The following is a 19,998-nucleotide window of genomic DNA, read 5'->3' as shown; positions in this document are numbered from 1 at the left end:
ATCAAACCCCCTCGGCAGCCGCCACGGCTGCGTGGTGTTCATCTGCAAAGCTCAAGCTGATGCCGGCGTCTTCGCAGTATCCAAGCGTCACGGCTTGGGTTGGCTGTCCGAGCGCTTGGCGCTGGAGTAACTGCTGACTGAGCACCGGCAGGATCTGTTGATTGAGCAAGCTATCGATATTGCGAGCGCCGGTATCGGGCAAAAGGCAGGCGGCGACCAGCGCTTCGTAGAGCGAGTCATCAACCTCACATTGCAGGCCGTAATGACGCAGCAAGCGCTTGGCCACTTGATCGAGTTTGATGGCGACAATGCGCTTGAGTGCATCGGCCCCCAATGGGCGGAAGATCAATGTCTGGAAGCGAGCCAACAGTGCAGCATGGAAGTGCTCGCGTAACACGGGACGCAATAGTTCATGCAGTGCCGCTTCCTCAATGCCTGGCTGCCGCTCGATACTACCTTGCAGCAGGTCGCTTCCCAGGTTCGAAGTCATGAGGATGACCGTGTTGCGAAAATCGATCTCCCTTCCTTCTCCATCACGCATGAAGCCGCGGTCGAACACCTGATAGAACAGGTTGAGTACATCACGGTTGGCCTTTTCGACTTCGTCCAGCAACACCACGCTATAGGGACGCTGGCGGACGGCTTCGGTGAGTACGCCGCCCTGGCCGTAACCCACATAACCCGGCGGCGAACCCTTGAGTTGGCTGACGGTGTGCGCCTCTTGGTACTCCGACATGTTGAGGGTGATCAAGGACTTCTCGCCACCGAACAGACTGTGGGCCAGTGCATGCGCCGTCTGCGTCTTGCCGATGCCACTGGTACCGACCAGCAGGAAGACAACCATCGGTGCCTTGTCGTCAGTGAGGCCCGTTCGGGCGGCGCGCAACCGTTGGGCAAGTGCAACCAGCGCCGGGTCTTGACCAACAACACGCTCGGCCAACTGATCTTCCAGGTTCAACAAGCTGGCATGTTCGTCTTTCAGCAGACTACCGAGAGGCACGCCCGTCCAGTCTGCGATCACCTCAGCCACACTGCGTGCGCACACATCGAGGGACAGCAGTGGCCGACTCCCCTGCACGTAGCTGAGGTGTTCTTGCAGCTGAGCGCAGACAGTTGTATCAACCTGCTCGCTCTGGCGAGCATTGAGCAGCTGGTGGGTGAGGTCGAGTTCTTGTTGGTACTGCAGCTCCAACGCGGCTTGCTGACTCTCCAGCTGCACCAGCTGGGTAGTGATCTTCGCCAAGCGAGATTCATCCGTAATACCGGTAAGCTGCGCGTCCTCTTCCAGCGCCACCCTCTCTGCCGTGAAGGCCATTTTCTGCGACTTCAGCTGGACCAAGGCCTGAGGTTCGCAGTCCAAGCTCATGCGAACACGCGCGCAGGCGGTATCAATCAGATCCACAGCTTTGTCCGGTAAACGGCGCCCGGTCAAAAAACGGCGAGACAAGCTGACCGCCGCCTGCACCGCAGCATCTTGAACATGCACACCGTGGTAGCTGGCATAACGCGCTTTGAGCCCTCGCAGCATCACACAAGCATTGGCATCATCCGGCTCATCGACCTTGATCATCTGGAAGCGACGCTCTAACGCCGCATCGCGCTCGAAGTACTGCTTGTATTCACTCCAAGTGGTGGCAGCGATGGTGCGCAGCTCGCCACGCGCCAGAGCCGGTTTCAGCAGATTCGCCGCATCTGCGCCCCCTGCCTGATTGCCAGCACCGATCAAGGTGTGCGCTTCATCGATGAACAGCAGCACCGGCGTCTCTGACCGCTGGACGGCATCAATTACGTTCTTCAGCCGTTGCTCGAACTCGCCTTTGACCCCTGCGCCCGCCTGGAGCAACCCTAGGTCCAGAGTACGGATACACACCGGTTTCAAGCTATCGGGGACATCCCCGCTGGCGATGCGTAAAGCAAGCCCCTCGACCAGAGCGGTTTTTCCAACACCTGGATCGTCAACAAGGATAGGGTTGTTCTTGCGCCGACGGCTCAGCACATCGATCATTTGACGGATCTCATCGTCGCGGCCGAACACCGGGTCGATTTGCCCCGCTGCTGCCTGGGTAGTGACGTCATGGCTAAACTGATCGAGGACAGCGACTGATGCTTCGTCCCCCTTCAAGACGACTGCCGCCTTAGCCTCTCCTGACACTTCTGGCTTGAACAGTGATGTCTGCCCCGGTTGACGCTCTTGCGAGTCAAACTCAAGCAGCGTTTCCATTTGCTTGAACTGCGTCGGACCGACGCTCAATAGAGACCAGGCGGCGGAACATTTGAGCAAGTTAGGCGTTTCAAATAACGCCCCCAGCAAGTGAACGGATCGCAATTGCTCACAGTCACGATCCAGCGATGCCAACAACCAGGCATTGGTGATCAGCTGCTGCACCTCACCGCTCAACTGAGGTTTGCTGAGAACGCTGCGCGGCAATGTATGGAAGTGGTCAAGCAGCCCTTGCCAGATGGCATCCATATCCCACTCGTATCGGCGGGCGAGGACCACGAGATCGCCCTCGCCCTGCTCAAACAACTTCAACAGCCAATGTTCAACAGTGATATAGCTGTGCCCACGCGCCTGACAAAGTGAAGCCGCTGCCGTGAGTGCCTGGGTACAGTAGGCGTTGAGCCGGCGAAGCAGGCGGGTAGGATCGTGTGCCATACAGGGCATCCTTGTCGTCAATAATCAACATGCCGCCACAAGTGCGAGCGCATCTGAATAGCTGAGGTGTATTTGGCTGAACGCCCGCGCACGGACGCTCAACCCAAGACGCTGGAGGCTGTCAACCAACCTCGGTTGACAGCCAGGTTTCATCCAGCGGCAGCGGCGCTAGGGCGTTCATTCCAGGAGTCTGAATGGATGATGTTGCCATCCTTGAATGCCCAAGTAATTTTTTCGTAGCGCAGCTCGACTAGTTCCAAGTGATTGTGTTTTTCTTTCGCCGGATCTTTGACATCGTGCATCTTTGGCGCAACTTTCACGACCTTGACGTTTTCCAGTTTGGTGTTGAAATACTCCACCTCCTGCCCGGCATCATTAATCTTGTACCATTTAAACTCCGCCTCTTTAAGCGTCTGCCCAGTCGTCACGGCCTTGTAGAGATAAGGAGAGGAGGCGTCTATCTCCTTGGTAAAAACAAAAGGCGTATGGATACGCGTACCCGTTAATTTGCCGGTATTGTTATCGGTAGGGATATACAAATCATGATCTTGACCGACCACTTCAACACTACCCTCACGACCCTTTACATCCACCGAGCCTTTGATATCGGCTCCACCATCGTCTTTCAGCCACAGATAAACAGGAATAGCCATTTAGAAGCTCCTCATTTCAAGCTTTGGGAGTCGCAGAGTGCGACTTGGGTTGCAGTCCTGAGGCCGTAGCCGAGGGCTGACAAGCCCCCGCCTCCGGCACCAGGCGAATTTCAACTCGGCGATTAGCCGACCGTCCTTGTTCCGTGTCATTACTTGCAACGGGCTCGCTTGCACCCAAGCCTTGAACTGCGAAGCAGTTGCTGGGTATGTCACCCATGTGTTGTATCCAGTCATGAACCGCCGCCGCGCGTGTTCGCGACAAACGCAAATTCTGTTCGTCATTACCCGTCGCGTCCGTATGGCCCGTGATCACGATCAACCAGCCTGGCTGGGCCTTGATGTCTGCAAGTGCATTCACCAAAAACTTGGTCGATCCTGGCTTCAACTGCGCGCTACCACTGTTAAAGAGCGACAGGCTGTCCAGGCGAACCGTGCGTGGCTTGTCAGCCACTCCCTGAGGCATCGTCGGGATGTGATGGCCGTTGATTGCGGCCAACAACGAAGGACGCAGCCTTTCGCCCTGATAGAGCCCGATCCCGAACGACCACGGTTCCCCTTGGCGATAGTAGCGGTCCAGTCGCTGCGCCTCCTGGCGAAGCACCATCAGTGCCTCCTGGCGTTGCGATACTTTGTCCGAATCGGGGCTCAGCGAAGCCGTGCTGTAGCGTCGCAAATCATCGGTGACCTGACGGATCAAGAGCGTGTTCTGCCTCGCCGAACTAATCAGCGCAACGCAAGCCGTCAGTACGAACAACCAGACTCCAATCACCACAGCCCTGCTTCGCCGACTGTGTGGAGTACTGCCAGGCAACACATGGAGCAGTGCATCAGGAAAGGGTAACGACGCGTTTGTATGTTTAGGCCCACTACCTGCGAAGGCAAGGCCAGTCCGCTCCTGTAGCCAACGGTGCCAGAGGTTGCCATCACGCGCGCCCTCAGACTTGGGACAAAATGCAACCGCAACGGCGTCCGCTGTTACGATCCCCTCGCGGGAATTAGGTTTGCCAATTTCCGGCAAGCACGCTTGATCCAACCAACCCACAGCAGCGCTCAACTGCACCGTGGTTCGGAATCGATCAGCCTGGTTCTCAGGTTCTGTGCCCCTGCGCTCCCATTCGGACAGCGTCAGGCACTCACCCACCTCACGCGCTCGCACACTTGATGCTTCAGTTTCCCAGCTGAACCAGGGCGACACCCCAACTGCGCTCGGGAAGTAGCCCACAATCAGCAGCGGCAGCGGTCTACCTCGCTTGCGCAATATCGCAACCTGATGGCACAAGCTTTGTATCTGGTTCGCAAGCACTGCGCCGTCATTATGGGCACTGGGATTGACCAGCCACATGACACTGAGCTGCCCCTCCCACTCTGGCCGCTCCAGCAGCAGATCGGCCACGGTTGCGGACAACTTCAAGAGATCGGGCACTGGCACATAACACCCCTCCACTGTTACCCGTGGCGCCAACTGCTCAGCAGACGAGGCCCCAAACAGCTCAGCCAAGCAATCGCCGACCGCTAGAACGACAGGATGACGATACGAGCCAGCAGGCAGGCGGACACCGCCGCCCCACTGCAACGGTGTACGGTTCTTGGCAGCACGCTGAGTCCGGCGCCAGCCCAACACCAGCAAGGCAGTGACTACCAGAGTAGCGATGGCTTGAACCTCTACAGCCAGCGGCAACGTGGCAATCAACAACCAGGACAGCGCACCGGCCCATAGCCAAAGCCCCTGTTTGTGTACCTGCGCCATTGCGCTCATCTCTGCACCGGCAAGAGCGAGGCCACTGCCTCACCTAACGCGTGATCAAGCGCCCACCAAGCACCTACCAACAGAGCAGCTGCCATCACGATGTGAAGCAGAGGAGATCGCAACCAACCCCACATCGGCATCCGTGGGCCACTGCCTAACTGAACGACCAGCGACTGACTTGTATCCAGAGGCGGCACTTGCGCGGAGATGGCAGTCAACAACTGCTGCCGCTCCGGGTGGTTTGCCTCTCGGTAGCGCCCCAGGAATCCAAGCATCAGGACTCGATGAAATACTGTGAGTACGCAAGGGGACACAGAGGCTTCCTGCAGCGCAGAGCGCATATCTTCGTAGAGCGACTCCCCCGCCTGATGGCTGCTGAAAAACCTTGCCTGTAAGGTCTCCATCGCCCAATCCTCATGGGCACTGCCTTCGGCGCGGGCAAGTACTGTTTCGTCCAGAAGCGCACACTGCGCATGACTGATCAGATCGACGCTGCGGCGGTCCAGACCCTCCTGCTGAAGCATGGCTCGTACATGCTCGACATCAGCCACGCACCTTGACCACAGCTGCGGACTACTGTGCGCATCGGTACCGTGTCGCAACTCGACAACCAACAGATAGGTGTCCTGCAGCAACGCGTCGATGTCCACCTTGGCTGCGGTGTGCTTCTGCACTGTGCGACTCATGAGCGAAGCACCGCGAACAATTCGAGCTGGACACCCTGAAACACACTCGGGACATAGAGGGCACAGACCCCATCAGCCAGCATGGCGCGGCCCTTTGCATGGCTGAGATCGAGCGCGAAGTACTGATTCTCTAGCCGCAGCGGTATCGCGGCGGGCACATGGCTCAAAGGTTTCAGTGGAACGCCATCGAGTGCCGCATTGACGAGATGGTCCACATCATCGGGGGAACCGATCTTGCACAGCCGTGGGAATTGGCTTTGAACTTGTACGGCTGGCAGCCGGCAACGGACCGATAAATAGAAGTCAGCCCCTTCAGGCTCAAGCAGACGTGGATCGCTCAGAGAAACCTGCCAGCGGTTTGCGCTACGCGCCTCCAGGATCAGCGCCAGCACGCGGGACGGCAGGCTCGCCTCCAGCAATGTGGATAGGGTACACATCAAGGGCGGGAAAACCGCCTCAAGGTCCGCGTGCTGGTAGGCGGGTATGTCCTCTATGTGCTGGTCTAACGAGAAGGTCAGCAGGCCACCTGCAAACTTCACCAACTGTTGATATACCTGCTCCGGATGGCGAGCAGGCTGCGCTTTTATGTCTGCCAACACCGGCTGATAAGTGTTCAGTGCGTTGAGCAACCAGAACAACGTGACATCTGCAACAGCGAAATCCGCCATTCGCTGGTTGCTCTCCCGGCGCATTCCCATCAAACGCTCACGCTTGGCGGACAGCTGGGTGAGCAGGTTGTCGAGTTGAAGCAACAACCCAGCATGAGCATCAAACTTCAGCAACGGCGGGATGTAGGTATCATCAATGGCCCACCCATCCTTGCCATCACGCAGCAAACGCCCCACCGGGCAGGTCAGATAATCCGCATTATCGTCATCAGCCAGACGCAAGCTCAGTGCATGTTCGAGCACGCTGATTGACTGTATTTCACTGGTGTAGAGATCCTTGGTATCACGCCATACCTGGTGATATCTGACGGGCCGCTCAGCGCTGCCACCCTCAAACAGGCAGTTGTTACCATTGGCCTGTTCCAGTGGCAAAGCGATCACAACCGTTGCCGTCTGGATATCTCCGGGCACTACCCGAGAGAGTTCCAGGGCACTGGGTAGTCGATCCAGCCGATCGGTGTCGATCAAAGTACCGTCTGGTAGGCACAACTGAAGCCGAGTGGCCTTCAGCTTACCCAACCTCAGCGCATCTGCATCAAACGCCACATTTTGGATGCCCCAAGGGTGGACCAAGCCCAGTGAGGCAATACTCTGGTTGGTCCACGATTCAAAGCGGGCCTGCTGTTGAAACTGCTGCGCAGACAACACCACTCCGGACGCCCATAAAGGCCGGTCGATTTTCACGACATACACTCCTGCAACCGCAATCAAGATTTTGCTTTGGGCATCTGCGAAACCAATGAGAGGTTGATGTCCATACCTTCAACCTGGAAATGCGGCACAGCGAACAACTTGACCCTGAAGAAGCCCGGGTTGTCATCAATGTCCTCGACAACCACTTTTGCCTCTCTCAGCGGGTGGGAAGCTTGCAAGTCATCTCCCGGATCGGTCATCTCGGTGACCAGGCCACTGACCCACCTATTGAGCTCCAACTCCAACAGGCGACGGTCTTTAGTTGTACCGATATTCTCCCGCTGGATAACTTTCAAATAATGTGCAATGCGAGAAAGCAGGAACACATAGGGCAACCTCGAATTGATACGACTATTTGCCGTGGCCTCCGCCGTGTCATAGATTGCCGGCTTGTGCGCTGAGTTGGCCGAGAAGAAACATGCGTAGTCACGATTCTTGTAATACGAGAGCGGAATCAAGCCCAAATTGGCAAACTCAAACTCTCGGGTCTCCGGAATCATAACTTCCGAGGGGATCTTGACTTGACTACCCGTCCCCATGTCGTACAAATGAATCGGCAGGTCGGTAACCGCGCCACCCGACTGTGGCCCTCGAATCTGCACGCACCATCCATTGGCAATAAAGCTCTTGACCATGTTCGCCGCGAACGCGAATGTCGAGCTTACCCACAAATACTTGCTGTGATCCGGCCCCTTGACTCGCTCCACATAGTTGAAAGATCGCACAGGGTTCGTATCAGGCCCATAAGGCAAGCGCCCTAATGTGCGGGGTGTTATCCCGCCCGCATAACGAGCATCGTCAGTTTGCCTGAAGCCGTGCCACTTAATATACTCCGCACGATCCATGTAGTTACCGATATCCTTGATCGCAGACACTTCCTCCATGGTGTTTTTTCCGAAGAAGGCCGGACCAACCGAGTACAAAAACGGCATATGGGATGCAGCCGCCACTTTCGAAACATTGCGCAACAATGCGATATCTTGCGCACCTCGCCCAAACTCATAATTCGAAACTGCCGCCGCGATAGGCTCACCACCAGGCGTATCGTATTCCTGGGTATAGGTATGCAGATACAAACCGCTTTGCGCGATCTCCGGCGCGTCTTCAAAGTCCTGCGCCAGATGCTCCTTACTGATATCGAGCAGCTCAATTCGGACGTTTTGACGGAAATCCGTTTGGTCAATCAACGACTTCGCGCCGCGCCAGATTGATTCGACCCGTTGAAAATCCGGGTGATGCATGACCGCGTCCAGCTGGCTGCTGATCTGAGCGTCAATCGAGGCGATGTGCTCATCCAGCAGAGCCCTGTCCAGCTTCTCCACCTTCGGAGAGACTTGTTTGAGACGGTCCAGAAAAACGCTCACCGAAGCAGTAACGCGCTCATTAGCTGTCGCTTCTGACAACGCATCGATACTTTGGAACACCTCAATGCCACCCATCTGATCAAGCGGTTCAAGGTTTATTCTTTCAAACAGCGCGTGATAGACGCTCTGGTTTTCTTCCACCTGCACGGTGGCGCCACGCGATTGCGCAGAAGATTGTTCTTCGGACATTTATTAGCTTCCAGTCTGTCGAGATGATGGTTTTCTAGCGCTCGCTTGGCGGTGCAAGGGCAGCAAGTTCCTTACGCAACTCGTCACTCAGTGCTTCATCTTTAAGTATCCGCTCCAATTCAGCACGAAACGTTGCGTTATCCAGAAGATTGGCCTTCAATTCGCGCAGCAAATTTCGCATCGCCAACAGTGCACGCAACTGAGAAATCTGCAGAGCAACCTGTTCTGGCTCGAAGTCCTTCATGCGCTGAAAGCTCAGTTCGACCGGTGTTTCCCCACCCTCGCCCGACAGCGTATCGTCAACAATAACCTTGAGACTCGGAGAGAGATCGGACAGCACGCTGTCAAAATTATTCTTGTTGATATTTACCTTCGGCCGCTCTGATAGCTGGCGCTTTTCCTTCCCGTTGCTGTAGTCTCCCATCAGAATGAGTTTAAGGGGAAGTTCCACCTTGCGCTGGGCGCCACCTGTATGCAGATCAAGCTTGATATTGACACGTGCCTTCGGCACTTCATTCTGAAAGCTATTTGAAGCCATACCACCTCCTGCGAACCGGGATTTCTAGCGGGAGCCAACGCCCAAATGAGCGCCACCGAACCCCAACAAAATTAATCAAGGCCAGTCGAACCACTGCGTACGACTACTTGGGCGGAAGCGCTACCCGGAAGTGCCTCCCCGATAACCATGGCGCATCTTTTGGCGCCGCGCCACCCCCTTTCTAAAATAAGGAAGCGTCCTACAAGGCATACCTAAGATGACAACAAATGTTCGAAGCCGCACACTAGAGCGCCAACATTGATGCATTTAATAAGAGCAACCCGACCGCCATCGACGCATTGACCCAAATCAACAAAAACAACCTCAGACGAAATAATGATCAACATGCATAAAATGCAAGTTATTTCCACCAAGCCGCACCAGAACAGAAAATTCCTACAAGTTCAAAAGCGCCACCCCAAACCAAAGCCGCAAATAGCAAACATGTACTAGCGCCGTGAGCGGTTAGGGTTCCTCTGAAAAACACTTCCAAATTTGGCAAAATGCCTGACCGCCACCACCGTCGAGCCACCTGATGAAGCAGATGACTTTCGCCGATGCCGAATACGCCGGCAAGCGCAAACAAACCCGCAAAGAGCGCTTCCTGATAGAAATGGAGCAGGTGGTGCCATGGGCAGGCTTGGTCAAGCTGATCGAGCCTCACTACCCCAAAGGTGAAGGTGGCCGCCCGCCGTATCCATTGATGGCGATGCTGCGGGTTCATCTGATGCAGAACTGGTTCGGCTACAGCGATCCGGCGATGGAAGAATCGCTCTATGAAACAACGATCCTGCGCCAGTTCGCCGGCCTGCATCTGGATAGAATTCCGGACGAAACCACGATCCTCAACTTCCGCCGACTGCTGGAGAAGCATGACCTGGCCAGTGGGATTTTGCAGGTCATCAATGGCTATCTGGGCGACCGTGGTTTGTTGCTGCGCCAAGGCACCGTGGTCGATGCGACGATCATCCATGCGCCAAGTTCTACCAAGAACAAGGAGGGAGCGCGCGCGCCCGAAATGCATCAAACCAAGAAAGGAAATCAATACTTTTTCGGGATGAAATCGCACATCGGTGTCGATGCCGAATCGGGTTTGGTGCACAGCGTGGTGGGCACGGCGGCGAATGTGGCGGACGTGACTCAGGTCGATCAGTTGCTGCATGGCGAAGAGAGTTACGTGTGTGGCGATGCTGGCTACACCGGTGTGGAAAAGCGTCCCGAACATCAGAGACGCCAGATGATCTGGTCGATTGCCGCCCGGCCGAGCAGCGCTAAAAAGAAAGCGAAAACAGACCTGATCGGGCGTGTTCGTCGCAAGATCGAGTACGCAAAAGCGCAGGTTCGGGCCAAGGTTGAACACCCGTTCCGCGTGATCAAACGCCAGTTTGGTTACACAAAGGTGCGGTTCCGTGGTTTGGCGAAGAACACGGCTCAACAGGCCACGCTTTTTGCTCTGTCGAATCTCTGGATGACGCGAAAACGGTTGCTGGTGATGGGACAGGTGCGTCTGTAATGCGGGAAAACGCCTTGAAACGGTCTCGTTTGAAGGTGAAGCGATGAATTAAAAAAGGAAAAGGTCTGATTATCTGCCGGGACGAGTGTTTTTTGAGCCTCAAGCCAAGAGGGCATCAAAAGTTGATGCCTACTTCAGACCATCCCTAGTGCAGCATGCCATTGTGCCTGAGCACCTTTTCGCCCCCGTCTCGGATTGGCTTGCACAGGGATATTGTGCAGCGGAACAGCAGCGCGTAGGACATTGGCCTGCATTGATTGGGAAGCCGCCCCCTCCAAACGTATGGTCAAGGGTGCGCCAGCTGCCTGAGCATGTCCTTGCGCCCAGAGGTCCAATCGATTCGCCCAATCCTGCATCATGGCCCGCCGCTGCTCAACATACTCAGCATGGTTATACGAGGCGCTGACCTTATCGGGGTCGGCATGCGAAAGCTGCGCATCAATCCAGACTTTCGGATAACCGATCTCATTGAGCGCGGTCGAGATGGTGGCACGCATACCGTGCCCGGTGAGCCGATCAGCGAACCCCATGCGCCGCAGCGCACTGTTCAACGTGTTCTCGCTGATCCGTTTGCTCAAGTCACTCCGATGGGCAAGCAAATGCCGCTGCGCAGGCACCACACGATCGAGCAGCAGCCTTACCACCTCCACCGCCTGGATTGATAGAGGCACGATGTAGGACGGCACCTTGGAAGCTTGACTGCGGCTTTTACGCATCTTGAGCTGCAGCTGCTTGACCACCTCAGGGGGAATGACCCAGAGCCGGCGCTCCAGGTCGAATTGATCCGGCGTGGCCAAACGCAGCTCACCGGTGCGCACTCCGGTAAGCAACAAAAGCCAGATTCCCAACAGGGTCTGCTGCCCACCATGATAGCCGCGCAGCCTGTTCAGAAGCTGTGGCAGCTCGTCCATGCGCAGGAAAGGATTGTGCTCTACCGGTGGTTTAGGCATCGCCACTACGTCCAGGTCAGCCGCAGGATTATTCTCGAGCCCAGCAACGCGCACCAGCGCGTAGCGAAATAGCTGATTGAGCCAGGTGCGGCACTTTTCCGCCGTCGTGAACGCGCCGCGAGTCTCAATACGATCCAACACCGCCATAAGCACATGACGATTGATGTCATAGATTGAGCGGTCGCCGATGTGAGGCAAAATGTCTTTGGCAAAAATTCGCAAGATTTGCGACAGCGTACTCTGCCGGCCTTCTTTGAGACTGAGGCGGCGAAAGGCGACCCACTGGTTGAACACGACCTCGAAGGCATGATCGCTGGAGAGGCGAATGGCCAGGCGCTGCTGCTTACGCTGTTCGCTGGGATTGGTACCTTGAGCAATCAATGCCCGGGCTTCATCACGCTTCGTCCGCGCATCACGCAGACTGAGCTGCGGATAACTACCAAACGACATGCGTTTCTGCTTGCCGGCCCAGTAGTAACGGAAATGCCAGATCTTGCCGCCTTGCGCGGTGATGTGAAGAATTAGGCCATCGCTATCCGCGAGCGTGTATTCCTTGCCGGTGACCCGAGCGTGTCGGATCGCCATTTCCGAGAGTGCCATGGTGACCTCCTGAACCTGTCAGAGGCCAAATGCTCGTCTCGTGCTCCACCAATCTCTACCGGAAAAGCGAATTGGAGCATTTCCAATTCTGGCCTCAAATCTGGCCTTAAAATGGCCGGATACTGCCGGTTTTCGGTGGTTTCCCCTGGAACGAAAAAAGGGCCTTTCGGCCCTTTTTTCAACGACTTACAGACTTCCATGGAACTCTGTAGATCTATAACTGGAGCGGGAAACGAGACTCGAACTCGCGACCCCGACCTTGGCAAGGTCGTGCTCTACCAACTGAGCTATTCCCGCGTCGTGATGGGTGCCATTCTAGCGATATCTAAAACGGCGTCAACCCCTTGATTCAAAAAAGTTTTATTTTTGTTCCGAACCTTCACGCAGGTGCGGCCAGGCGGCCAACAGGTAATGGGCCATGGACCACAGCGTCAGCGCAGCGGCAACCAGCAGCAACCCGTAGCCCAGAATCACCCAGAAGGTCACCAGCGGCGGGTTGGCCAGCAAGATGATCAGCGCCAGCATTTGCGCTGCGGTTTTCCACTTGCCGAGGTTGGACACCGCCACATGCGCCCGCGCCCCCAGTTCAGCCATCCACTCGCGCAGGGCCGAAACGACGATTTCGCGGCCGATGATCACGGCGGCCGGCAGGGTCAGCCAGAAGTTGGCGTGCACCTGCACCAGCAGCACCAGGGCTACGGCGACCATCAGCTTGTCGGCCACAGGGTCGAGGAACGCGCCGAACGGCGTGCTCTGCTGCAGGCGACGGGCCAGGTAGCCGTCCAGCCAGTCGGTGGCGGCGGCGATGGCGAACACCGTGCTGGCGGCCATATAGCTCCAGTGATAGGGCATATAGAACAGCAAGATGAAGATCGGAATGAGCAGGACGCGTAGAACGGTGAGCAGGTTTGGAATATTCATCGGTACGACTGGCTGCGGGTTGAGCCCGCATTCTACTCGCTATGCAGGCTGGCATAAATCGACTCGGCAAGCTTTTTACTGATGCCGGGGGCTTTGGCGATTTCATCGATACTGGCGCGGTTGAGCTCCTGCAGGCCGCCGAAATGTTTCAGCAGGTCGCGGCGGCGCTTGGGCCCTACCCCGGCAACGTCTTCCAGGCTGGACACACGGCGGGCCTTGCCGCGGCGGGCGCGGTGGCCGGTGATGGCAAAACGGTGAGCTTCGTCGCGGATCTGCTGGATCAGGTGCAGCGCCGGGTTGTCGCCCTTGAGGGTGAACTCGTGCGCCACGTCATTGAGGTAAAGGGTCTCGAAACCGGCCTTGCGGGTCACGCCCTTGGCCACACCGAGCAGGGTCAGGTCGGTGAAGGCCAGCTCCTGCATCACTTCGCGGGCCATGTTCAGCTGGCCCTTGCCGCCGTCCACCAGCAGCACGTCAGGCAATTTGCCCTCGCCGTCCTTGATACGCCCGTAGCGGCGCGTCAGGGCCTGGTGCATAGCGGCGTAGTCGTCGCCGGCGGTCACGCCTTCGATATTGAAGCGACGGTAATCGGACTTGAGCGGGCCTTCGGGGCCGAATACCACGCAACTGGCTACCGTCGCCTCGCCGCTGGAGTGGCTGATGTCGTAGCACTCCAGGCGCTGGGGCACTTCGTCCAGGCCCAGCACCTCGGCCAGGGCCTCGAACCGCGAAGCCATGTGCTGGCGGTTGGCCAGGCGGGCATTGAGCGCCTGTTCGGCGTTGGTCACCGCCAGTTGCTGCCAACGGGCACGGGTGCCACGCACGCGGTGGCTGATGGTCAGCTCGCGGCCGCGCAGGGTTTGCAGTGCCTCGCTGATGGCAGCGAAGTCCTCGTGCACCACGTTGACGATCAACTCACCCGGCAATTCGCGCTCGGCATTGCCCAGGTAGTACTGGGACAGGAAGGCGGCCATCACTTCGGCCACCTCTTCTTCAATACCGACCTGCGGGAAGAAGTTCTTGCTGCCCAGCACCCGCCCACCGCGCACGCTGATCAGGTGCACGCAGGCGCCACCGGGGTTGACGAAGGCGGCGACCACATCCACATCACCAGACCCGCCTTCCATGTATTGCTGGTCCTGGACCCGGCGCAGCAAGGCGATCTGGTCGCGCAGCTCGGCTGCCTTCTCGAAGTTCAGGGCCATCGCGGCCTTTTCCATCTCGGCATTGAGCTCATTGCCCAACTGCTGGCTGCGGCCCTCGAGGAACATCACCGAATGGCGCACATCCTCGGCATATTCCTCTGCGTCGACCAGCCCCACACACGGCCCCTTGCAGCGCTTGATCTGGTACTGCAGGCATGGGCGGGTACGGTTGGCGTAGTAGCTGTCCTCGCATTGGCGTACCGAGAAGGCTTTTTGCAGCAGGCTGAGGCTTTCGCGGATGGCCCCGGCGCTGGGGTATGGACCAAAGTAGCGCCCCTTGGCTTTTTTCGCGCCACGGTGAATGCCCAGCCGTGGGAATTGGCCGTCGGACAGAAACACATACGGGTAGGATTTATCGTCGCGCAGCAGAATGTTGTACGGCGGCCGCCACTGCTTGATGAGGTTCTGCTCAAGCAGCAGCGCCTCGGTCTCATTGGCAGTGATGGTGGTTTCGACCTGGGCGATGCGCCCTACCAGCGCAGCGGTTTTAGGCGCCAGGCCGGTCTTGCGGAAATAGCTGGCCAGACGCTTCTTGAGGTTCTTGGCCTTGCCCACATAGAGCAGCCGAGTCTCGCTATCGAACATCCGGTAGACGCCCGGGCGAGCGCTACAGGTCGCCAGGAACGCGCTGGCATCAAAGACTTGGGACATGAGGTTCAGAGGCTTGCGTCGACCATACCGTGGCGAACGGCCAGCAAGGTCAGTTCGACGTCGCTGGTGACCGAGAGTTTTTCAAAGATCCGATACCGGTAAGTATTGACGGTCTTGGGCGACAGGCACAACTTGTCCGAGATGAGCTGAACCTTCTGGCAACCGACGATCATCAGGGCGATCTGGATTTCCCGCTCCGACAGGGCGTCGAACGGCGACCCTTGCGGTTGGAACGACTTGAGCGCCAGTTGCTGAGCAATCTGCGGGCTGATGTAACGCTGCCCGGCAAACGCCAGACGGATGGCCTGGACCATCTCGTCCAGCCCCGCGCCCTTGGTCAGGTAGCCGGCCGCCCCGGCCTGCATCAGGCGCGTGGGGAACGGGTCTTCTTCACACACGGTCACGGCCACCACCTTGGTGTCAGGGTGGCTACGCAACAATTTGCGGGTAGCCTCAAGGCCACCGATACCAGGCATCTTGACGTCCATCAGCACGACATCCGGCTTGAGCTCCCGGACCAGCTTGAGCGCCGACTCGCCCGAATCCGCCTCCCCCACTACCTGCAAGCCGTCGATATCGGCCAGCATGCGTGTAATACCGGTTCGCACCAGATCGTGGTCGTCGACCACTAGGACCCTAATCAAGCAGACACCTCGTCAACAGGGCGATTGGATCCCGCCACCTTAACAAAATTTTTCAAGACGGGCCTAGCGTAAAACTTCCTTCGGAAATGTCCTACGCTCACGCCACTGTGGCCGCATCGCTTCACTGCGGCCTGCATCGCCCATCAGGCGCTCAAGCAAATGCCTAAACACCGCTTTGTCGTCGGCCGCCAGGCGCCTGAACGCGGCCACTAAACCGGTTTCATCCGCCGTCAGGCTTTCCAGCGGCGCCGGGGTGCGCACACCGCTGAGCACATAGAGCGCGTCGACTCCTCTGGCCGTCAGGGCAGCCAGGTAATCGACCCTCGGTGTGCGCTCGCCACTTTCATATTTGCCCTGGGCATTGGGCTCGACGCCGCCGATATCACCAAACACCCGCTGGGTCATCCCCAGCCGTTCACGCTCTTCCCTAAGACGCGTACCGAGCCCATTCATACTGATGCTTCTCCTGCTTCCCTAGCCATCGTCGGATACTGCTCACAACCCTGTGGGCTCTTGCAGACTGCTCGGTCACTATGCCCATCGCACGGCGGGGTCGCAAGCCAGTACTGAGCCAGCACGTAGGGTCGCAAGCTCGATCTGCAAAGATCAGGCGACCACCTTCTGCATACGCACAAAACACTCATCCTCGCCCATTTCGACAAACCCCTGGCGCCGGTACAGCCGCCGCGCCGGGTTGCTCTTGAACACCATCAAGCGCAGCAACGGCAGCCTCTGCTGCGCCGCCTTGGCAGCCAGCGCTTGCAGCACCCAACTGCCAACCCCTTGCCCGCGATGCTCAGGCAGCAGGTGCAGCTCGCGAATGAACAATGCCTGACGGTCCTTGCTGAGGCTGCAGAAGCCCAGCACGCGGTCCCCGTCTACGACCAGCCACTGCTCGCGCCAATCCCAGGCCTGATCGAACGCTTCTTCGATCCACAACAGATCGAACTCCCGGTAGTACGCCAGCATGGCCCGACGCGTGAGGTCACGGGCGAAGGTGCGGTGGGCATCGGTGGCAGGTATCAGCTCAATGGGCATCACACACCGTCCAGGGTGCACAACCAACGGTGGCCGGGCAGCTCGCGCTTGCAGCGGGTCATGGGGCTCTCCTGCCGTTGTCAGCTCACCTGGCCATGGGCCTTGAACTTGAGCTTTTCGGTGTCCACACGGACGAACACCGAATCGGCGCAGACGGTCAGCACATCCCCCGCCCAGACCTCGCAGACTACCCGTGTCTTGCGTCCGACTTCACCTTCCACACGCGCTTTGAGCAGCAGCTCCACACCCATGGGTGTGGGCTTGAGGTAGTTCAGGCCCAGGCTGCCGGTGACACAGTCGATACGCGGCAGGCTGCCGGGGGTACGTCCTTCGGCCCGGTAGTGGTAAGCCATGGCAGCCCAGTTGGAGTGGCAATCGACCAGCATCGCCAGCAGGCCGCCGTAGACGAGCCCCGGCCAGCCGGTGAAGGTGGTGTCGGGCGTGTGACGGCACAGCAGATGGATACCGTCGGCGTCCCATTGGCTCTGCACATGCAGGCCGCTGGGGTGGGCAACGCCGCAGCCGTAGCAAATGCCGTCGGGTGCGGCCAGTGCCTGCAGGGAGAGAGCTTGTTCGGTCATACGCTTCCTGTGCTTTTTGGAATGGGAAGGGATGCAAGCTGCATGGTAGCGCCGCGTTGGGCATGGGCCAATGAAAATGCGGGGCGCAAAGCGCCCCGCAAGGGTCAGGCAGGCTGCGCCACCGCCCTGGCACGCCGCTGGGTCAGCGAAACCAGCAGGATGAACAAGGTCACCCCGGCCGTCATCAGCGTCTCGTAACGGTACGCATCACTGAACAGCATGTAGCCCAGTACCATCACGATGGTGCCGATCACCAGCCAGGTCAGCCAGGGGAACAACCACATCTTCAACTCCAGCGGCCGCCCCTCTCGATCAGCCCGGGCCCGCATGCGTAGCTGCGAGACGGCAATCACCAGGTACACCAGCAAGGCAATCGCACCGGTGGTCGATAGCAGGAAGCCGAACACCTTGCCGGGGAATACGTAGTTGACGAAGCAGCCGGCAAAGCCTGCCAGGGTCGAGAGGATAACCGCCACCGTCGGCACGCCGGCACCGGAGATACGCTTGGTCATGCTCAGTGCCTGGCCGCGGGCACCCAGGGAATACAGCATCCGCGAAGCGGTATAGAGGCCGGAGTTCATGCAACTGGTGACCGCCACCAGCACCACCAGGTCGACCAGCAGTTTCGCCCCGGGCACATTCAGCACCTCAAGTACCCGCTGAAACGAGCCCACGGCCTTGAGTTGCGGATCGTTCCAGGCCACCAGCGACACCACCAGGAAGATCGAGGCCAGGTAGAAGATCGCGATGCGGTACACCACCAGGTTGGTGGCGCGGCGGATCTTGTCTTTCGGGTTGGCGGTCTCGTCAGCGGCAATGGTGACGATCTCCGCGCCGAAGAACGAGAAGATGGTGATCAGCACGCCACCGAGCACCGTACCGAAGCCATTGGGCATGAACCCGCCGCTGTCCCAGAGCCGGCTCACCCCTGAGACCTCGGCCAGCGGCCAGATGCCGAACACAGCCAGGCTGCAGACCACGATGAAGGCAATGATCGCGATCACCTTGACCAGGGCAAACCAGTACTCGAACGCACCGAAGTTCTTCACGCTGACCAGGTTGGTGCCCGACAGCAAGAACATGATCAGGAAGGCGAACAGCCAGGACGGTACCGCCGGGAAGTAGGCATGCAGGATGTCAGCCCCGGCGATGGCTTCGACCGGGATGATCAGCACCCAGAACCACCAGTACAGCCAGCCGATGGTGAACCCTGCCCAGGGGCCGATGGCCTCGGAGGCGTACGTGGAGAAGGAGCCGCTGTTGGGGTTGGCGATGGCCATTTCGCCAAGCATGCGCATCACCAGCAACACCAGCAGGCCAGTCATGGCGTAGGAGATGAGAATGGCCGGGCCAGCGGTGGCAATGGCGTTGGAGGAACCGATGAACAGGCCGGCGCCAATGATGCCGGCAATGGAGATCATCGACACCTGACGGGAGGTCAGGCCGTGCTGCAGGGAACGCTGTTTCTTGTTTTCTAGCGAAGCCATGGAGAACCCTCGAATGGGTCGGCCGCCGCAGGGACGGCTGAAAAAGTTGGAGCAGAATTCTTGTAAGTGGTGATGTTCTTTTTTCTTGTTTTGAAGTCGCCGGCGGTGCACTTGCCTCCTCTTCGCAGTACCGGTTGTAATCGTTGATCCAGGTCAGTATTAATCTATAGGGCGAGGTCAACAAACGACCTTTTCGAAGCACATGATTCCAATATGGAATGAACTCCTTCCTTTTTTGCTCGGTACGCGCCTGCCATGTCCAAACGCCTGATGCCCTCGACTACCGCCCTGCAGTGCTTCGAAGCGGCCGCCCGCCACCTGAGCTTCACCCGGGCGGCACAGGAACTTCACCTGACCCAGAGCGCCGTCAGCAAGCAGGTCGCGCAACTTGAAGAAATGCTGGCGCACTCGCTGTTCCAGCGCATTCGCCGGCGCCTGCACCTGACGCCGGCGGGCGCCCTGTACCTGACCGAAGTGAACAAGATCCTTAACCAGATCGACATTTCCAGCCGCTACATCCTCAGCTATGGCGACGAAACCGAAGTGCTGCGCATCGCCACCCAGCCCACCTTCGGTGCGCGCTGGCTGGTGCCCAGGCTCAAAGGCTTCGGTGACCGCTACCCGCGCATCCACCTGGACATCCGCAACGAACTGGAGCCGTTCGACCTGGTGCAGGCCAAGGCCGACATCGCCTTCTTTTTCGGCCAGGGCACCTGGCCAGGGGCGACCTGCATCGAACTGTTCAGCGAAGAGGTGGTGCCGGTGTGTACCCCGCAGCTACAGGCCAGGCACCGCTTCGACAGTGCCCAAGCCCTCACCGAACACCGCTTGCTGCAATGCGCATCACGCCCGGAGGCCTGGCACGAATGGTTTCTGGGGCTGGGCCTGCACAGCCAGAACAGCTACCACGGGCCGCGCTTCGACACGTTCTACCTGTGCATCCGTGCGGCCATCGCCGGTTGCGGCATCGCCCTGATCCCGCGCTATCTGGTGGCCGAGGAGTTGAGCGAAGGCAAGCTGGTAGTGGCGTGGGACCACCCGGTGGCGAGCAATGGCCGGCACTTCATCGCCCATGCCGAGCATGCGGCAGAGGTGCCGAAGATCAGGGCCTTCGTGCAGTGGATTGGTGAACGCGTGGCAGAGGGAGATTGACCAAGTTCGCGAATCCAGGGAATGAACGCAATCGAATAATTCGTTTGCGGAACGACACTTCG

16 protein-coding genes, 1 tRNA gene and 1 pseudogene are annotated in these 19,998 nt (G+C 58.3%); 2 read left to right on the top strand and 16 right to left on the bottom strand.

Annotated elements, in window-relative coordinates; translation table 11 throughout:
* Nucleotide 1: 1 nt before the first annotated feature.
* The 7 genes from tssH to tssB all read right to left on the bottom strand — a co-directional run bounded on the left by tssH (nucleotide 2) and on the right by tssB (nucleotide 9,194).
* On the bottom strand, nucleotides 2-2,656 hold the full coding sequence (gene tssH / locus EGJ09_RS12515; protein WP_125923949.1) for a type VI secretion system ATPase TssH: 2,655 nt from the start codon (nucleotides 2,654-2,656) through the stop codon (nucleotides 2-4).
* A gap of 149 nt (nucleotides 2,657-2,805) precedes the next feature.
* The gene (locus tag EGJ09_RS12510) at nucleotides 2,806-3,309 is read right to left on the bottom strand and encodes an Hcp family type VI secretion system effector (protein WP_012315100.1); all 504 of its coding nucleotides are present in this window, start codon (nucleotides 3,307-3,309) and stop codon (nucleotides 2,806-2,808) included.
* A gap of 16 nt (nucleotides 3,310-3,325) precedes the next feature.
* Nucleotides 3,326-5,065, bottom strand: coding sequence for an OmpA family protein (locus tag EGJ09_RS12505; protein WP_125923948.1), 1,740 nt, complete (start codon nucleotides 5,063-5,065; stop codon nucleotides 3,326-3,328).
* Nucleotides 5,062-5,742 carry a type VI secretion system protein TssL, short form gene (tssL, locus tag EGJ09_RS12500; RefSeq protein ID WP_177433156.1) on the bottom strand — a complete coding sequence of 227 codons (681 nt, stop codon included), beginning with the start codon at nucleotides 5,740-5,742 and terminating at the stop codon, nucleotides 5,062-5,064. Before tssL ends, EGJ09_RS12505 begins: the two co-directional genes overlap by 4 nt.
* Nucleotides 5,739-7,094: a type VI secretion system baseplate subunit TssK gene (tssK, locus tag EGJ09_RS12495; RefSeq protein WP_125923946.1), complete on the bottom strand. Its 1,356-nt coding sequence runs from the start codon at nucleotides 7,092-7,094 to the stop codon at nucleotides 5,739-5,741. The genes tssL and tssK overlap by 4 nt, the downstream gene beginning before the upstream one ends.
* Nucleotides 7,095-7,117: 23 nt before the next feature.
* Nucleotides 7,118-8,656 (bottom strand): type VI secretion system contractile sheath large subunit, encoded by a 1,539-nt coding sequence (tssC, locus tag EGJ09_RS12490; RefSeq protein ID WP_115274363.1) that lies wholly within the window; start codon nucleotides 8,654-8,656, stop codon nucleotides 7,118-7,120.
* 34 nt (nucleotides 8,657-8,690) lie between these two features.
* Complete coding sequence (gene tssB, locus EGJ09_RS12485) at nucleotides 8,691-9,194, bottom strand: type VI secretion system contractile sheath small subunit (RefSeq protein WP_125923945.1); 504 nt, start codon at nucleotides 9,192-9,194, stop codon at nucleotides 8,691-8,693.
* Between the two features lie 535 nt (nucleotides 9,195-9,729).
* Here tssB and EGJ09_RS12475 point away from each other — a divergent pair.
* The gene (locus tag EGJ09_RS12475) at nucleotides 9,730-10,707 is read left to right on the top strand and encodes an IS5 family transposase (protein ID WP_125923943.1); all 978 of its coding nucleotides are present in this window, start codon (nucleotides 9,730-9,732) and stop codon (nucleotides 10,705-10,707) included.
* 203 nt (nucleotides 10,708-10,910) lie between these two features.
* Here EGJ09_RS12475 and EGJ09_RS12470 read toward each other — a convergent pair.
* The 9 genes and pseudogenes from EGJ09_RS12470 to EGJ09_RS12430 all read right to left on the bottom strand — a co-directional run.
* Nucleotides 10,911-12,257, bottom strand: a pseudogene (locus tag EGJ09_RS12470) (tyrosine-type recombinase/integrase); the annotation flags it as partial.
* A 221-nt stretch (nucleotides 12,258-12,478) separates the two neighbouring features.
* Nucleotides 12,479-12,554 (bottom strand) — tRNA-Gly (locus tag EGJ09_RS12465).
* Between the two features lie 63 nt (nucleotides 12,555-12,617).
* Nucleotides 12,618-13,178 carry a CDP-diacylglycerol--glycerol-3-phosphate 3-phosphatidyltransferase gene (gene pgsA / locus EGJ09_RS12460; protein ID WP_046785681.1) on the bottom strand — a complete coding sequence of 187 codons (561 nt, stop codon included), beginning with the start codon at nucleotides 13,176-13,178 and terminating at the stop codon, nucleotides 12,618-12,620.
* A 32-nt stretch (nucleotides 13,179-13,210) separates the two neighbouring features.
* A complete protein-coding gene (gene uvrC / locus EGJ09_RS12455) occupies nucleotides 13,211-15,034 on the bottom strand; it encodes an excinuclease ABC subunit UvrC (protein ID WP_115274360.1) in 1,824 nt (607 codons plus the stop codon).
* Nucleotides 15,035-15,039: 5 nt separating this feature from the next.
* A complete protein-coding gene (uvrY, locus tag EGJ09_RS12450) occupies nucleotides 15,040-15,678 on the bottom strand; it encodes a UvrY/SirA/GacA family response regulator transcription factor (RefSeq protein WP_012315215.1) in 639 nt (212 codons plus the stop codon).
* A 63-nt stretch (nucleotides 15,679-15,741) separates the two neighbouring features.
* Complete coding sequence (locus tag EGJ09_RS12445) at nucleotides 15,742-16,131, bottom strand: helix-turn-helix domain-containing protein (RefSeq protein WP_046785679.1); 390 nt, start codon at nucleotides 16,129-16,131, stop codon at nucleotides 15,742-15,744.
* Between the two features lie 153 nt (nucleotides 16,132-16,284).
* Nucleotides 16,285-16,716 carry a GNAT family N-acetyltransferase gene (locus EGJ09_RS12440; protein ID WP_115274358.1) on the bottom strand — a complete coding sequence of 144 codons (432 nt, stop codon included), beginning with the start codon at nucleotides 16,714-16,716 and terminating at the stop codon, nucleotides 16,285-16,287.
* A gap of 80 nt (nucleotides 16,717-16,796) precedes the next feature.
* Complete coding sequence (locus tag EGJ09_RS12435; RefSeq protein ID WP_125923942.1) at nucleotides 16,797-17,297, bottom strand: PaaI family thioesterase; 501 nt, start codon at nucleotides 17,295-17,297, stop codon at nucleotides 16,797-16,799.
* A gap of 104 nt (nucleotides 17,298-17,401) precedes the next feature.
* Complete coding sequence (locus tag EGJ09_RS12430) at nucleotides 17,402-18,784, bottom strand: amino acid permease (RefSeq protein ID WP_125923941.1); 1,383 nt, start codon at nucleotides 18,782-18,784, stop codon at nucleotides 17,402-17,404.
* A gap of 255 nt (nucleotides 18,785-19,039) precedes the next feature.
* Between EGJ09_RS12430 and EGJ09_RS12425 the strand changes: the two genes are divergently transcribed.
* Nucleotides 19,040-19,936: a LysR substrate-binding domain-containing protein gene (locus tag EGJ09_RS12425; RefSeq protein WP_125923940.1), complete on the top strand. Its 897-nt coding sequence runs from the start codon at nucleotides 19,040-19,042 to the stop codon at nucleotides 19,934-19,936.
* Nucleotides 19,937-19,998 lie beyond the last annotated feature (62 nt).

Source organism: Pseudomonas sp. p106 (assembly GCF_003936645.1).
Taxonomy (GTDB): Bacteria; Pseudomonadota; Gammaproteobacteria; order Pseudomonadales; family Pseudomonadaceae; genus Aquipseudomonas; species Aquipseudomonas putida_E.
The sequence above is the reverse complement of the archived record's forward strand: the minus strand, read 5'-3'. Positions and strand labels throughout refer to the sequence as shown.

Excerpts from the sequence above, each read along its gene's own strand:
- EGJ09_RS12475 (WP_125923943.1), top strand. The coding sequence starts at position 9,730 with ATGAAGCAGATGACTTTCGCCGATGCCGAATACGCCGGCAAGCGCAAA.
- EGJ09_RS12510 (WP_012315100.1), bottom strand. The coding sequence starts at position 3,309 with ATGGCTATTCCTGTTTATCTGTGGCTGAAAGACGATGGTGGAGCCGAT.
- tssH (WP_125923949.1), bottom strand. The coding sequence starts at position 2,656 with ATGGCACACGATCCTACCCGCCTGCTTCGCCGGCTCAACGCCTACTGT.
- tssL (WP_177433156.1), bottom strand. The coding sequence starts at position 5,742 with ATGAGTCGCACAGTGCAGAAGCACACCGCAGCCAAGGTGGACATCGAC.
- EGJ09_RS12430 (WP_125923941.1), bottom strand. The coding sequence starts at position 18,784 with ATGGCTTCGCTAGAAAACAAGAAACAGCGTTCCCTGCAGCACGGCCTG.
- pgsA (WP_046785681.1), bottom strand. The coding sequence starts at position 13,178 with ATGAATATTCCAAACCTGCTCACCGTTCTACGCGTCCTGCTCATTCCG.
- EGJ09_RS12505 (WP_125923948.1), bottom strand. The coding sequence starts at position 5,065 with ATGAGCGCAATGGCGCAGGTACACAAACAGGGGCTTTGGCTATGGGCC.
- tssB (WP_125923945.1), bottom strand. The coding sequence starts at position 9,194 with ATGGCTTCAAATAGCTTTCAGAATGAAGTGCCGAAGGCACGTGTCAAT.
- EGJ09_RS12425 (WP_125923940.1), top strand. The coding sequence starts at position 19,040 with ATGTCCAAACGCCTGATGCCCTCGACTACCGCCCTGCAGTGCTTCGAA.
- uvrC (WP_115274360.1), bottom strand. The coding sequence starts at position 15,034 with ATGTCCCAAGTCTTTGATGCCAGCGCGTTCCTGGCGACCTGTAGCGCT.
- EGJ09_RS12435 (WP_125923942.1), bottom strand. The coding sequence starts at position 17,297 with ATGACCGAACAAGCTCTCTCCCTGCAGGCACTGGCCGCACCCGACGGC.
- tssC (WP_115274363.1), bottom strand. The coding sequence starts at position 8,656 with ATGTCCGAAGAACAATCTTCTGCGCAATCGCGTGGCGCCACCGTGCAG.
- EGJ09_RS12445 (WP_046785679.1), bottom strand. The coding sequence starts at position 16,131 with ATGAATGGGCTCGGTACGCGTCTTAGGGAAGAGCGTGAACGGCTGGGG.
- EGJ09_RS12440 (WP_115274358.1), bottom strand. The coding sequence starts at position 16,716 with ATGCCCATTGAGCTGATACCTGCCACCGATGCCCACCGCACCTTCGCC.